The 13782-nt window shown below is 71.5% G+C and carries 13 protein-coding genes and 1 pseudogene; 9 read left to right on the top strand and 5 right to left on the bottom strand.

Features of this window, described 5'->3' with window-relative positions; all coding sequences use genetic code 11:
• Nucleotides 1-264: 264 nt before the first annotated feature.
• On the top strand, nt 265-1173 hold the full coding sequence (locus ACYVHU_RS06500; RefSeq protein WP_200813773.1) for a phosphotransferase family protein: 909 nt from the start codon (nt 265-267) through the stop codon (nt 1171-1173).
• Here the strand turns inward: ACYVHU_RS06500 and ACYVHU_RS06495 are convergent.
• The 3 genes from ACYVHU_RS06495 to ACYVHU_RS06485 form a co-directional block, all read right to left on the bottom strand.
• Entirely contained in the window at nt 1116-1718 is a 603-nt protein-coding gene (locus tag ACYVHU_RS06495; RefSeq protein WP_498947806.1) for a methyltransferase domain-containing protein, read from the bottom strand. The genes ACYVHU_RS06500 and ACYVHU_RS06495 overlap by 58 nt on opposite strands.
• Before the next feature lie 436 nt (nt 1719-2154).
• The gene (locus ACYVHU_RS06490; RefSeq protein WP_078764119.1) at nt 2155-2340 is read right to left on the bottom strand and encodes a DUF397 domain-containing protein; all 186 of its coding nucleotides are present in this window, start codon (nt 2338-2340) and stop codon (nt 2155-2157) included.
• 17 nt (nt 2341-2357) lie between these two features.
• A complete protein-coding gene (locus ACYVHU_RS06485) occupies nt 2358-3182 on the bottom strand; it encodes a helix-turn-helix domain-containing protein (RefSeq protein ID WP_498947804.1) in 825 nt (274 codons plus the stop codon).
• 214 nt (nt 3183-3396) lie between these two features.
• Here ACYVHU_RS06485 and ACYVHU_RS06480 point away from each other — a divergent pair, with 214 nt between their 5' ends.
• The 4 genes and pseudogenes from ACYVHU_RS06480 to ACYVHU_RS06465 all read left to right on the top strand — a co-directional run bounded on the left by ACYVHU_RS06480 (nt 3397) and on the right by ACYVHU_RS06465 (nt 5263).
• Entirely contained in the window at nt 3397-3606 is a 210-nt protein-coding gene (locus ACYVHU_RS06480; protein ID WP_498947802.1) for a hypothetical protein, read from the top strand.
• A pseudogene (locus ACYVHU_RS06475) lies at nt 3603-3767 on the top strand (BldC family transcriptional regulator); the annotation flags it as partial. The gene ACYVHU_RS06480 and the pseudogene ACYVHU_RS06475, both read left to right, overlap by 4 nt.
• A 526-nt stretch (nt 3768-4293) precedes the next feature.
• Nucleotides 4294-4611 carry a hypothetical protein gene (locus ACYVHU_RS06470; RefSeq protein ID WP_498947801.1) on the top strand — a complete coding sequence of 106 codons (318 nt, stop codon included), beginning with the start codon at nt 4294-4296 and terminating at the stop codon, nt 4609-4611.
• A gap of 196 nt (nt 4612-4807) precedes the next feature.
• Nucleotides 4808-5263, top strand: coding sequence for a hypothetical protein (locus ACYVHU_RS06465; RefSeq protein ID WP_078763898.1), 456 nt, complete (start codon nt 4808-4810; stop codon nt 5261-5263).
• Between the two features lie 39 nt (nt 5264-5302).
• On the opposite strand, the gene ACYVHU_RS06460 is transcribed toward ACYVHU_RS06465, so the two are convergent.
• Nucleotides 5303-6259 (bottom strand): HpcH/HpaI aldolase/citrate lyase family protein, encoded by a 957-nt coding sequence (locus ACYVHU_RS06460; RefSeq protein WP_078763899.1) that lies wholly within the window; start codon nt 6257-6259, stop codon nt 5303-5305.
• A 133-nt stretch (nt 6260-6392) separates the two neighbouring features.
• On the opposite strand from ACYVHU_RS06460, the gene ACYVHU_RS06455 reads away from it, so the two are divergent.
• The 4 genes from ACYVHU_RS06455 (at nt 6393) to ACYVHU_RS06440 (ending at nt 12017) form a co-directional block, all read left to right on the top strand.
• Nucleotides 6393-8729 (top strand): molybdopterin guanine dinucleotide-containing S/N-oxide reductase, encoded by a 2337-nt coding sequence (locus ACYVHU_RS06455; protein ID WP_498947799.1) that lies wholly within the window; start codon nt 6393-6395, stop codon nt 8727-8729.
• 145 nt (nt 8730-8874) lie between these two features.
• Complete coding sequence (locus ACYVHU_RS06450; protein ID WP_432941626.1) at nt 8875-9978, top strand: FecCD family ABC transporter permease; 1104 nt, start codon at nt 8875-8877, stop codon at nt 9976-9978.
• Nucleotides 9975-11078 carry a FecCD family ABC transporter permease gene (locus ACYVHU_RS06445; RefSeq protein ID WP_078763901.1) on the top strand — a complete coding sequence of 368 codons (1104 nt, stop codon included), beginning with the start codon at nt 9975-9977 and terminating at the stop codon, nt 11076-11078. The genes ACYVHU_RS06450 and ACYVHU_RS06445 overlap by 4 nt, the downstream gene beginning before the upstream one ends.
• A 45-nt stretch (nt 11079-11123) precedes the next feature.
• Nucleotides 11124-12017, top strand: a complete 894-nt coding sequence (locus tag ACYVHU_RS06440; RefSeq protein WP_078763902.1) for an ABC transporter ATP-binding protein — start codon at nt 11124-11126, stop codon at nt 12015-12017.
• Nucleotides 12018-12846: 829 nt separating this feature from the next.
• Here ACYVHU_RS06440 and ACYVHU_RS06435 read toward each other — a convergent pair.
• Nucleotides 12847-13620: an SDR family oxidoreductase gene (locus ACYVHU_RS06435; protein WP_078763903.1), complete on the bottom strand. Its 774-nt coding sequence runs from the start codon at nt 13618-13620 to the stop codon at nt 12847-12849.
• Nucleotides 13621-13782: the final 162 nt, after the last annotated feature.

Raw genomic sequence — 13782 nt, 5'->3', positions numbered from 1 at the left:
AGAGGGGATCACCACCGGGCACCTGCGCATCGAGGCGGTGAAAGCCCACACCGCACTGGGCGGAAGGCTCGTCCACGGATGCCAGTCGGCTCCGGACCGTCGTGGAGGGGTGGTCGCCCAATACGGCACCCCGATGGACCGGTTCCGCGACGACCTGAACGAGTTCCGTGACAGCTGGCTGGCTCCGCTCCGACCTCACGAGCTGATCCTGTCCAGGGCCGGGGTCTGCGCGGGCCCCGGCCCTCTTACGCAAGGAGGATTCTCATGCAACAGCCCGAGATCGACCGGCTCAGGAAAGAAGTCTTCTCCAACTTCGGATGCGCGCCCAGCAAGGTGGAGGTTCTCCACAGTTGGGAACTCTCGCATGTCGAGCGGGTCACCTTGAGCACGGGGGGCACGCTCGTATTCAAAGCGGCGGTCGAGCCCTTCGTCCATGAACACGACGCGCTGACAAGTGCCTGGCAGGCCGGAGTCAACGTTCCCCGCGTGTACTCATCCACCCGAGGCCCCACATCGCTGGGGATGCTGATGGAGGATCTGGGACGGCCGGTGAGGGAGGCGGACGACGCCGACGGCATCGCCGCCGCGCTCCAACTGCACTCGTCGGCGGTTCCCGACTTTCTACCACTGGCCGACACTGCCTGGCTCGCTTCACTGCCGAGCCGTGCCTTGCGCAGCCTGCGCCTTCTTCAGCGAGCCCGGTGGACGGACGCCCACGACATCGCTGACACGCTTCAGGAGATCGAGAAGGCTTCCATGCGACGTGCCGAGGGGGCTATGCGGCGTCCTTACGGTTGGGTCCACTCGGAGTTCCATCCGGAGAGCCTTCTCGTTACCCGGAACCGAACGTTCGTGTTCGACTTCGCACGCGCTTTTCGAGGTCCCGGACTGATCGACCTCGCCTCATGGCACGGCACGGTCGACCCGCCTGACGTCCTCAAGACCAGGGGTTTTCTGGAGACGTACGTCCACGAGGGTGGACCGGCCGAGACGTTGAACGATCGGGGCGGGCTGTCCGCGGAAGAGTGGGCGCTGGGATGGCACAGGATGTGGGTTCTGACCTGGTTCATCGACCAGTCTCTCACCTGGATCGGCGATCCCGACGATGACGAGCTCTATGTGGAGGTCGTACGCCGGCACACCAACGACGCAGCCAGGCTGCTGCGGGTCTGACCGAAAGGACGAGCGATGGAAAGCCACCTCCCGTTCCTGCTGCTCGATGTCGACGGGGTCCGCACCCCCTTTCCCGGCCCTGGCGGGTCCATGCCGGCGAGGACGGGATCGACCTCGACGGTGACCACGTTGCCGGAGCCCAGGCGGGCCGACAGCAGCGCGGCGTTCCAGCCGGTGCCGGTGCCGACCTCCAGTACGCGCGTGCCGGGGCGGATGTCGGCGTGGCCGAGCATGGAGGTCACCACGCTCGGCATGGACGACGAGGAGGTCGGCACCGTCCCGGGTGTGGGGCCGGTGTGGGTTCCGTCGTCCCACTGGGTGGTGATCGCGGTGTCGGTGGCGGCCCAGCGCTCCCACTCGCCGGGGTCGGTGCGCCGGTCCACGCTCAGGTGCCGGCCGGTGTCGGGGTCCAGGGGCCACATCAGGTCGGGGAGGAAGCAAGCGCGCGGTGTCGCGTCGAAGGGCTCGGCCCACTCGCGGGCCAGCACCCCACTGGCGAGGAGGAAGCGGCTCAGCTCGGTGTGAGCGGGCCGCTGTGGTGTCACTTACCGCGCCTTCCCGGCGGGGGTCCGTTGTCGGGGGACGGCGGTGGGGGCGGGGGCAGGGGCTGGATCGGCTGCGGCTTACCGCGGTGGTCTCCCAATGCGCGCTCCTTGAGCGGGGGGATGTCGCGGTCGAGCCTAGGGAGCCGGCCGTGTCCCGTCAGCGGCTCCGGCCACAGGAGGACACCTGGAATACCGGCAGCCCCGCGCGGGAGGTACCGGCCGGCGGCCGGGACCCCCGCGCCGGCTCGGGGCGGAGTCGAAACGCACGAGCGTGCGCCCCCGCTGGTCGCGGGAAACACCGATTTCCTGTCGCCCTGGGTGGCGGAGGGGCCTGACGTTCTGCCGCCCGGAATGCGTACGGCGACGGCTCTCTGGCCGGGTAAGCCCATGGCCCCGCGCGCTGCGCGAGGCCACCGGCTTCTCAGATCCTCAAGCTCTACAGCTCCTCGCTCTTCACAGAGGCGAGGAACACCTGCCACGCCTCCCGGGGGACCTCGATGTGACCGAGGTGGCGGTGCTTCGTGTCCCGGAGAGCACCCCCACCCCCGGGGAGATCCGCGACCTCGACACAGTTGTCGCGGTTCGCGCTGTAGCTGGCCTTGCGGAATACCAGGTTTTTCACTGTCGGTCTCTCCGCGACTAGGTAAGGTCCTCTATCACCTGTTTGAGGAACGTCACCGACTTCGCCGGCACGAGCGCCGACCCCAGGATGTGGCCGAAGATCTCGTTGTACCGGTCCAGCTCGGGCGGTTCCTCGACTAGAAGCGTATCCGTCGGCGTCTCGGTGAAAACGACTGATGGGTCGAAAGCCTCCGGGAAATCCAGGATGGTGAACGCCCCCGCGATCGCAGCGTGTTCCCCGGCGTCGAACGGCAGCACCCTGATGGTGATGTTGTGGCGCGTGGCCATGTTGACGAGGTGCTGCAACTGCTCACGCATGACCTCCCGGCCGCCGATGAGCCTACGGAGCGCGCCTTCGTCGATCACGGCCTCGAACCGCGGCGGATGGACGCGGTTCAGGATCTCTTGGCGCTTCATGCGAGCGTCGACGGCCTTGTGAACGGCCGCCTCCTCGTGGGCTCGGCCACCTCGGAAGATCGCCTCGATGTAGTCGGGGGTCTGGAGCAGGCCCGGGATCACCTGGGCTTCGAAGGCGCGGATCACATCCGCCTCCGACTCCAGATCCGGTAGCGACCCGTGAAAGACGTCGCGGTACTTGGCCCACCAGCCGCGCTCTTTGGCGTCCCGGGCGAGCTGGGCGAACGCCTCCCGTCGCGCCTGGTCGGTGACGCCGTACAGGTCGAGCAGACGCTCCAGGACCGGCGCGGTGACGTGCTGCTGGCCCAGTTCGATTCGGGTGAGTGTGGGCTGCCGCGTCCCGGTCTCCCGTGCCGCCTGTGTGACGGTGAAGCCGGCCTCCTCGCGCAGGTGGCGCAGCTCTTTTGCCAGGCGTCGTCTTCTCACGGTGGGACTGTACGGCCGTCGCATGGCGGAGAGTCTAGAACACCAGACATTTATACATAATACGTCAACCCCTCTTGTGAAATCGCATTATGCGATAAATGATGGTCCCATCCAGTCGGATGCCAGTCACTGCGGCCCCAGACCGCATGGGAGCTGATGTTTCATGTCCACTGATCCGGACCACCCTCCCGCTTCTTCCCAGCCCCGTCCGGGGGTGCCTGGTTCGTCGCCCTCGGCGAACTACGCGGCGTTTTGCCGCGAGTCCGAACGGGCGCGCGAACTGGGCTGGCACCTCACCCACACCGAGAGGTGGTACGGGTGGGAGTACACCCTCACCTCCTGGGACGGCGGCCACAGCGAGACGTTCAGCTGGCTGGCCGAAGTCCAGGTCCGCCTCCACCAGATCGCCGAGGCCCACCGGTGAGCCCCGCGGACCAGCGTCTTCTCACCTCCGGTGAGGTGGCCGCCATGTTCCGGGTGAACCCCAAGACCGTCACCCGCTGGGTGAACACCGGCCGGCTGACCTCGATCCGCACCCCGGGCGGAAAACACCGCTTCCGCGAGCGCGACGTCACCGCGCTCCTCGACCAGACCGCCGGCGACGCACGGCCCCGCCCGGTCCACCACGACCCCCGTGATGGACACCCCCTGCTGTCGTCTCCCGACGTCGCCCACGTGCTACGGCTACGGATCACCGTGGTCCACGACCACCTGGCCGAACACGGAGTGACCCCGATCCACCCGTTCCCCGGAGCCGGACGTCACTACCGCCACGACCAGGTACACGCCCTCAAGAACACCACCGACGACGACTAGACACGGCCTTCGGCAACACCAGCACCCAGAGGAGGCGCACCGGCCGGGGCGTCTCACGGCAGCCCGGGGCCGCACGGCCTGGGCGTGGATCGGTGGGACGAGGCTCGGGCGCATCCGACAGGCGTGGCCGGAACCGTCTGACGTGCTGAAAAGAAACATTGGAAGACGGCGAAGACCTCAGCCGGCGCGCCGCGCGCGTGTATCGTCGTCCCCACAACTGAAGACGGCCCCGGCAGGTGCTACCAACACCTGGCACGGGGCCTGACTCCCAACCTGCACTACCAGGAAGAGAGCTATGCGCGACCTTATCAGCCGCGTCATGGCCGCGTTCGCGGTCATGCTGCTGGCCCTCGCCCACCCCCGCACCGCCGAGGCCATCACGGCGGCGTTGACCGCCACCACCGCGCCCGCACGCCCCGAAACACCACCCCCGGCCACACCCGAACCCACGCCCCCACGGCCGGGCACCGAGCGCGTGCGCCCCTACGCCACCGCCTCCCGCGCCCCCTACGCCTTCGGCTCCCCGCAATGGTGGGACGCCCACGCCGCCACCAAACGCCCCCAGACCTTCATCCACGACGGCCCGCCCTACCGCCCCTACCTGACCGCCTGACACACCCGGCGGCCGCCACGCCGCCGGGGTCCGCCGGCAGCCGAGGAGACGAGGCCGGCGTGCTCCCGTTGCCGGGCGGTAAAACCTGGGTCCGGTCCGGGAGGTCCGGCGGTGGCGGGGTAGCGGCGCCCCGAACACGTGCGGCCGTCGCGACGTTTCCGGGGCGGCGGCGAACCGACCACGCCTGGAGGACTCCATGGGAGCGTTGACCCGACCCCATCACATGCCGATGCGCCTGATCACCGGCGCGTTCATCCTCAACTCCGGCCTCAGTAAGCGCAACGCCGACGAGGACACGGCCTCCTACCTGCACGGTGAGGCGTCACGGGCGTGGCCGTTCCTCAAGGACATGGAGCCCAAGCGGTTCACGCAGCTGCTCAGCAACGGCGAGATCGCGCTGGGGGCGGCGCTGCTGCTGCCGGTCTTCCCCAGCGCCCTGGTCGGCACCGCCCTGACCGGCTTCGCGGGCGGCCTGCTGGGGCTGTACTTCAGCAACCCCGAAGCGCGCATGAGCGACGGCATCCGTCCCACGCCCGAGGGGCTGGCCCTGGCCAAGGACAGCTGGCTGTTCGGCATCGGGCTGAGCCTGATGATGGACGGGATGGCCCCGGCCCGGTGCGGGCGGAAGCACGTCAGGAAGCACCACCACTGAGCGCGGGTTCCGGGCCGGTCCGCTCGGCCCGGAACCGCCTCACTCCTCCTCGGGCACGAACTCCTTGGTCCTGCGCAGCCCCGCGGCCCGCCCCTTGGCCGCGATGACCAGGGCCATCTTGCGTGACGCCTCGTCGAGCATCTCCGCTCCGAGCATGACCGCCCCCCTGCGGCGGACCTGGGTCGCGTGGGCGTAGGCGTCCAGGATCAACTCGGCGTGGTCGTAGTCGTCCTGGTCGGGCGCGTAGACCTCGTTCGCGGCGGCGACCTGGCCGGGGTGCAGGACCCACTTGCCGTCGAACCCGAGCGCCGCGCTGCGCCGCGCGGAGCGGCGGAACGCCTCCACGTCGCGGATCTGGAGGTGGGGGCCGTCGATCGCCTGGAGGTCGTTGGCGCGGGCCGCCATGAGGATGCGCATCAGGACGTAGTGGTAGGCGTCACCGACGTCGTAGCCCGGCGGTTGCTCGCCGACCACGAGCGTCTTCATGTTGATCGAGGCCATGAAGTCGGCCGGGCCATAGACCAGGGTCTCCAACCGGGGCGAGGCGGCGGCGATCTCGTCCACGGTGACCAGGCCGCGGGCGTCCTCGATCTGGGCCTCGATGCCGATCCGGCCGACCTCCAGCCCGTTGGCGCGTTCGATCTGGGTCAGCAGCGTGTCCAGCCAGCGGACGTGCGAGGCGTCGCTCACCTTCGGCAGGACCAGGCAGTCCAGCATGGCTCCGGCGCCCTCCACCACGTCGATGACGTCGCGGTAGGTCCACTGGGTGGTCAGGTCGTTGACCCGGACGGTGCGGACCCGGCTTCCCCATCCCCCCTCGTTGAGCGCGGCCACGACGGCGCGGCGCGCGTTCTCCTTCTCCAGCGGGGCGACCGCGTCCTCCAGGTCCAGGAAGAAGGCGTCGGTCGGCAGCTCCCGCGCCTTCTCGATGAACCTCGGGTTGGACCCCGGAACCGCGAGCACCGACCTGCGCGGCCGTGTCTCGACCGAACCCATGCCCACCTCTCCTCCTCGACCGTGGTGTGGGGTCAGTCTGGCAAAGCCGGCCCTTCGGCGCCCGACCCGCCTCCCCCGACCCGCGCATAAGCTGACGCGAGGGCAGCCCACCGGCCCGGGAAAGGACACGACCATGACCGTCTCCGAAGACGTCACCGCCCACTCGACCAGTTCGCACTGGGGGACCTATGAGGTCCTGGTCCGTGGCGGCACCGTCGTCGGCGCGCGCCCCGACCCCGCCGACCCCGCGCCCTCCCCGCTGTACGCCAACGCGCCCGCCGCCCAGCACCACGCCACCCGGATCGCCCGTCCGGCGGTGCGACGGCGCTGGCTGGACAACGGCCCCGGCCCCGACGACCGGCGCGGTCACCCCGACGACGAGTACGTCGAGGTCGACTGGGCGACCGCGCTGGACCTGCTGGCCGGTGAGCTGGAGCGGGTCCGCCGCGAGCACGGCAACGCCGCGATCTACGGCGGCTCCTACGGGTGGGCCAGCGCCGGGCGGTTCCACCACTCCCAGAGCCAGCTGCACCGCTTCCTCAACACGATCGGCGGCTACACCCGCACGGCCAACACCTACAGCCACGCGGCCGTCGAGGTGCTGTTCCCGCACATCGTCGGCCTTCCGGGCGCCTACGACCTGCTGTACCGTCCCCCCACGTGGGAGGCCATCGCCGAGCACACCGACCTGCTGGTCACCTTCGGCGGCCTGCGCGTGTCCAACACCTGGATCGCCTCGGGCGGCCGTGCCGCGCACACCGCAGAGCCCGACATGCGGAAAGCCGCCGGGCGCGGTACCCGGTTCGTCTCGTTCAGCCCGTTGCGCGACGACACGCTCGACGAGCTCGACGCCGAGTGGCTGGCCGCGGCGCCCGGCACCGACACGGCCATCCTGCTCGCGCTGATCCACGTGCTGTTCGACGAGGGGCTCGCCGACGAGTCCTTCCTCGACCGTTACACGGTCGGCGCCGACGTGCTGCGCGACTACGTCACGGGGGCCTCCGACGGTGTGGCGAAGACCCCCGAATGGGCGGCCGGCATCAGCGGGGTGGACGCCGCGACCCTGCGGGATCTGGCCCGGCGGATGGCGTCCGGGCGCACCCTGGTCAACGTCGGCTGGTCGGTGCAGCGCGCGCGCTACGGCGAGCAGCCGCTGTGGGCGGGCCTCGCGCTCGCCGCCTGCCTGGGGCAGATCGGCCTGCCCGGCGGCGGGTTCGCCAGCGGGTACGGTTCGATGGGCAACTACGGCGGCGGGGCCACCCCCCACGGTCTGCCGAAACTGCCCCAAGGGTCCAACCCCGTCGACTCCGTCGTCCCGGTGGCCCGCGTCTCCGACACGCTGCTGCGTCCCGGGGAGCCGTTCGACTTCAACGGCCGGCGGCTGACCTACCCCGACATCAGGCTGGTCTACTGGTCGGGGGGCAACCCGTTCCACCACCACCAGGACCTCCGGCGGTTGAGCCGTGCCTTCGGCCGTCCCGAGACGGTGGTCGTGCACGAGACCCATTGGACGTCCACCGCGCGCCACGCCGACATCGTGCTGCCCTCCACCACGACGCTGGAACGTGACGACATCGCCGCGAGCCGGGGCGACCTGCGGTTGCGCGTGATGCGGCGGGTGGTGCCGGCGCACGGCGAGGCGCGCGACGAGTACGCGATCTTCACCGACCTGGCCCGGCGGCTGGGCGTGGAGAAGGCGTTCACCGAGGGGCGCTCCGCCGCGGAGTGGCTGGAGCACATCTACGAGGAGTGGCGGGCCGGCCTGGCCGAACCGGTCGCGCCGTTCGCCCGCTTCTGGGAGCAGGGTGGCATCGACATGCCCGCCCGGCACGAGGCGACCGCCCTGTTCGGCGCCTTCCGCGCGGACCCGCGGGGCAACCCGCTGCACACGCCCAGCGGGCGGATCGAGCTGTTCTCCGAGACGATCGCCGGCTTCGGCTACGCCGACTGCCCGGGGCATCCGGTCTGGTTGGACCCGTGGGAGGGGGCGGACCGCGACCCCGCGCGAAAGTGGCCCCTGGTGCTGGTCGCCAACCAGCCGAAGGGTCGGTTGCACAGCCAGCAGGACATGGGCGCGCACAGCCGGTCGGAGAAGATCGCCGGCCGGGCGCCGCTGCGCGTGCACCCGCAGGACGCCGCCGCCCGCGGCCTGTCCGCGGGGGACGTGGTGCGGGTGTTCAACGATCGGGGGAGCTGCCTGGCCGGGGTGGTGATCGAGCCGGGCATCCGGCGCGGGGTCGTGCAGCTGTCGACGGGGGCGTGGTTCGACCCGTCGGCGCCGTGGGCGGCGTCGTGCGTGCACGGCAACCCCAACGTCTTGACCGATGACGTGGGGACGTCGGCGCTGAGTCACGGCTGCACCGGGCAGCTCTCACGGGTGGAGGTCGGCCGTTTCGAGGGGGAGTTGCCGCCGGTGCGGGTGTTCGACCCGCCGCGGCTGGTGGCTGGGGAGGCCCCGGACGCCTCATGACCTGCGTCTCATAAGCCTTATGCCCCACTTCCTCCCGATTGAAGGATAGGTTAGCCTTTACTAAGTTCGAGCGACGTCGACACGGGAGGACCCTGGTGTCCCATTGGTTTCGGCGCGCCCTCCCCCCATGTCCGGGCGGCGCGCGATGACCTTGGAACGGCCCACGGCCATCGCCATCGGGACCGGGGACGGTGACGACCGCGTCGCCGCCGAGACCGCCCTCGAACAGCGCACCTCCGCCCAGGGCCGGGTCCACCTGCTGCGCACCGTGGGCCTGCTCGCGGCGCTCGGGGCGCTCGGGCTGTGCATCCTGCTCAGCATCGCGGTGGGCGCCAAGTCGATCCCGGTCTCCACCGTGTGGGCGGCCCTGTGGGACTTCGACAACGCCTCCTACGACCAGACCGTCGTGTTCGAGCTCCGGCTGCCGCGGACGATCCTGGGGCTGTTCATCGGCGCCGCGCTCGGCCTGGCCGGCGCGCTCATGCAGGCGCTCACCCGCAACCCCCTGGCCGACCCCGGTCTCCTCGGGGTCAACGCCGGGGCGTCGGCGGCGGTGGTGACCGCGATCTTCGTCTTCGGCATCACCTCGCTGACCGGTTACGTGTGGTTCGCGTTCGCCGGCGCCGGGCTGACCGCCATCGCCGTGTACTTCCTCGGCTCACGCGGCCGGGGCGGGGCCACCCCGATCCGGCTCGCGCTGGCCGGCACCGCCATCGGCGCCGTGCTCCAGGGGGTCATCCACGGCATCATCGTGCTCGACGACTACGTCTTCGACCAGATCCGGTTCTGGCAGGTCGGTTCGCTCGTCGGGCGGGACATGGGGCTGTTCGTCCAGGTCCTGCCGTTCATCGCCATCGGCATCGTCATCGCGCTGTTCCTGGGCCCCGCCCTGAACGCGATCGCGCTCGGCGACGACCTCGCCGCGGCGCTCGGCGCCCGCATCAACCAGATCAGGGCGATCACCGCGGTGGCGATCGTGCTGCTGTGCGGCAGCGCCACCGCGGCGGCCGGCCCGATCGGCTTCGTCGGACTGACCGTGCCGCACATCGCCCGCGCGATCGTCGGCCCCGACCAGCGCTGGGTACTCCCCTACTCGGCGGTGCTGGGCGCGATCCTGCTGGTCGGCGCCGACACTCTGGGGCGGGTGGTACTGCCCAACGGGGAGCTGGAGGTCGGGATCATCACCGCCTTCGTGGGCGCCCCCGTCTTCATCGCATTGGTCCGGCGCAAGAGGATGGCCCAGCTATGACCGCGTCGCTCACCGGCTCCGCGCCGCCCTCCGGCGGGACGGAGCCTCCCAAGGACGAGCAGGCCCCCGTACGGATCGTCCGCCTGTTCGGCGACCGCGTGTCCTTCCGGATGCGGACCCGCACGGTCACGGTCTACCTCGGCCTGGTCCTGGCGGCGGCGGTCGTCTTCGCGATCAGCCTCATGGTCGGCGACTACGAGATCCCGCTGCCCGACGCGCTGCTCGCGCTCACCGGCCAGGGCGAACGCCTGGACGTGTTCTTCGTCCAGGGGGTCCGGCTGCCGCGGGCGCTGACCGCCCTGCTGGTCGGCATGGCCCTGGGCGCGGCCGGCGCGGTGTTCCAGAGCCTGTCCCGCAACCCCCTGGGCAGCCCCGACATCATCGGCTTCACCAGCGGCGCGGCGACCGGCGCGGTGCTGACGATCCTCGTCTTCAACGGCACCATGGCCCAGACGTCGCTCGGCGCGATCGTCGGCGGTGTCGCCACCGCGGCCCTGGTCTACCTGCTGGCCATGAAGAAGGGCGTGCAGGGATACCGGCTCATCCTCGTCGGCATCGGCGTCAGCGCCATGCTGGTGTCGGTGCGCGACTACCTCATCACCCGCGCCGACCTGACCGACGCGACCAACGCCCAGGTGTGGCTGGTCGGCAGTCTCAACGCCCGCGACTGGGACCAGGTCGTCGCGGTCGCGATCGGGGTCGCCGTGCTGCTCCCGGTCCTCCTCGCCCTCGGGCCCCGGATGCGCCTGATGGAGATGGGCGAGGACACCGCGCACGCGCTCGGCGTGCCCACCCAGGCCACCCAGGTCGCCGCGCTGGTCGCGGCGAGCGCGCTGACCGGCGTGGCGATCTCGGTCGCCGGCCCGATCGGCTTCATCGCGCTGGCCGCTCCCCAGCTCGTCCGGCGGCTGGCCCGGGCCGACGGCACGGTCCTGGGCGGCGCGGCCATCATGGGCGCCTTCCTGCTGGTCACCTCGGACCTGGTGGCCCAGCGGCTGCTCGCCCCCACCCAGCTTCCGGTCGGCGTGATCACCTCGGTGATCGGCGGCGGCTACCTGGTGTGGTTGCTGTATCGGGAATGGCGCACCGGCCGCGCCTAGGGTTCCACCGTGACGTCCCGCAGGAAAACGCGACAAGGAGAGAACATGTCCGAACCGGCCCGGTTGTGGGGGGAGAACCTGACGCTGGCCTACGACCAGCGCGTCATCTCCCGTGAACTCGGGATCACCATCCCGGACAACTCCTTCACCGTGATCGTGGGCCCCAACGCCTGCGGAAAGTCGACGCTGCTGCGCGCGCTGTCGCGGATGCTCAAGCCCACCGCGGGGGCCGTGCACCTCGATGGACAGGTCATCAGCTCCTACCCCTCCAAGGAGGTGGCCCGGCGGCTGGGGCTGCTGCCCCAGTCCTCCATCGCGCCGGACGGCATCACCGTCGCCGACCTGGTGGCCCGCGGGCGCTACCCGCACCAGAAGTTCCTCAAGCAGTGGTCGCGCGCCGACGAGCAGATCATCACCGAGGCGATGGAGTCCACCGGGATCACCGACCTCGCCACCCGCATGGTGGACGAGCTGTCCGGCGGACAGCGCCAGCGCGTGTGGCTGGCGATGGTGCTCGCCCAGCAGACGCCGCTGCTACTGCTCGACGAGCCGACGACCTACCTCGACATCGCGCACCAGATGGACGTGCTCGACCTGTGCGCCGAGCTGCACCACGAACGCCAGTACACGCTGGTGGCGGTGTTGCACGACCTCAACCAGGCGTGCCGTTACGCCACGCACATCATCACGATGAAGGACGGCCGCGTCGTCGCCGAGGGCGCGCCCGCCGACATCATCACCGCCGAACTGGTCGAGGACGTGTTCGGGCTGCCCTGCCGGGTCATCCCCGACCCCGAGACCGGCACCCCGCTCATCGTCGCCTCCGACCGCCGTGGCGCCATCCGGCGGCGCGGCCGGCAGGAACGTCCGCAGGAGGGTAAGGACGCCGCGGAGGGGGCCGGGGAGACCGCCGGGATCGGCGCGTCCAGCAGCGCCTGACCCGTTCGGGCGGCCTCCACGGACCGGACGGTCCCCCTCCCCGGTCCTCGCCACGCCCGCCTCGGCATGGTCCCGCGGACGCGGGCGCGCCATGAGCGCCGGCGATGTCCGGGGCGCTCCTCGGACGACCGCCGCTCGCCGTGGGCGACCTGGCGCGCCCCGGGAGCCGGCACCACGAGCCGGCGCGGCGTGCGGCTCGGCACGTCCGCTCGGCGATGCGCCAGGACCCGGACGCCTCGAACACCGGCCGGCCCGGCCATGGGGTCGACCGCGCCCGGGGGTGTCGCCGGCGCTGAAGCCGTGGGTCATGGTGGACCCCGCCGAACCCGTCCCCGACGCCGGCGGGGTGGGCGACGCGAGGCCCCCACAGAGCGTCGCGCTGCTCAGCGCGACCGAGCGCGCGCCGGCCGCGACTCTCCCATGCCGTCGGCACGGCCCCCGGCGAGGCGGGGAACCAGGTCGGCGCCGGATTCGGAGGTCATGGCACCGGATACGCCCGCCCGGCCACACCGAAGACCGAGCAGCCCGGCAGCCGAGCGGCCCCGCAACAGCCCCGGAACGCTCGCCCCTCCCAGCGGCACGCCAGGGAGCGCATGGACCCCCGGCACCGGCTCCCCGGCACAGCGATGACCAGAACCACGCCCTCACAGCCGTCCCGCCGACCCCGGCCTTCGGACCTCTCGGTGAAGGCGTGCCCGCGCGGCGAGCGCGCCAGGTCGCGGGATAGGCCCGCCTCGACGTCGGCCGTACCGGACCGTCGGCCCCGGTGCCGAGGCACCGATCGGGGCCCGGCCGGCCCCAGGCGAGGGCGACCGGCGCGCTCGGGGTGTCACAGCGCGCGCAGGAGTCCCCCGTCGCAGCGGATCTGGCTCCCGGTCACGTAGGAGGCCGGGGCCCCGGCCAGGAACGTGACCACCGCGGCGAACTCCTCGGGCGTTCCCAGGCGGCCGACGGGGATGCGGGCGACGGAGTCCGCGCGCACCTGCTCGGGGGTGCGTCCGCTCCGGCGCGCCGCCTCCCGGTCCAGGTGCGCCACCCGGTCGGTGTCGATCCGGCCGGGCAGCACCATGTTCACGGTGACGCCGTCCGCGGCGACCTCGGCGGCCAGCGTCTTGAGGTAGGCGGCCAGCGCCGCGCGCCCGGTGTTGGAGCCGACCATGTTCGGCGCGGGTTCCTGGACGAACGCCGACCCGACGGCGACCAGACGCCCCCAGCCCCGTTCGCGCATCCCCGGAAGCACCGCCGCGGCCAGGCGCTGGTGGGTGAGCAGCTGGGTCTCGACGGCGCGGAGGAGGTCGGCGTCGGTCGCCTCCAGCGCGGTGCCCGGGGCCGGGCCACCGCCGTTGAGCACGCAGACGTCCACCTGACCGAACCTCTCGACGGCGGCCCCGACCAGCCGCCGCGCCGCGTCCGGGGCGGTGATGTCGATCTCGACGGCCAGCGCCGAGGGCAGCTCGGCGGCGTGGCGGCGCAGCAGGTCGCCGCGGCGCGCCGCCATGACGACGTTCGCCCCCTCGGCGGCGAGCGCCCGGGCGATGGCCAGCCCCAGGCCGCTGCTCGCCCCCGGTACGAGCGCGGTGCGTCCGGCGAGTCCGATGTCCATCTCGTGCCCCTTCCGTGCGGGCCCCCGCCCTCGCGGAGGAACCGTCGAACATTGTCGCCCTCCCCCGCCCACCGCCGGACCCGAGGCCGGCCGCGGAGACGTCCGCCGGTCCGCACGGGTCCTCGCTCACGCGTCGATCGCCCCGGCGGGACACCGTCGAGG

The sequence above is a fragment of the Marinactinospora endophytica genome (assembly GCF_054780875.1).
Note: the sequence above shows the minus strand (reverse complement) of the source record. Positions and strands in the feature narration are given on the sequence as shown.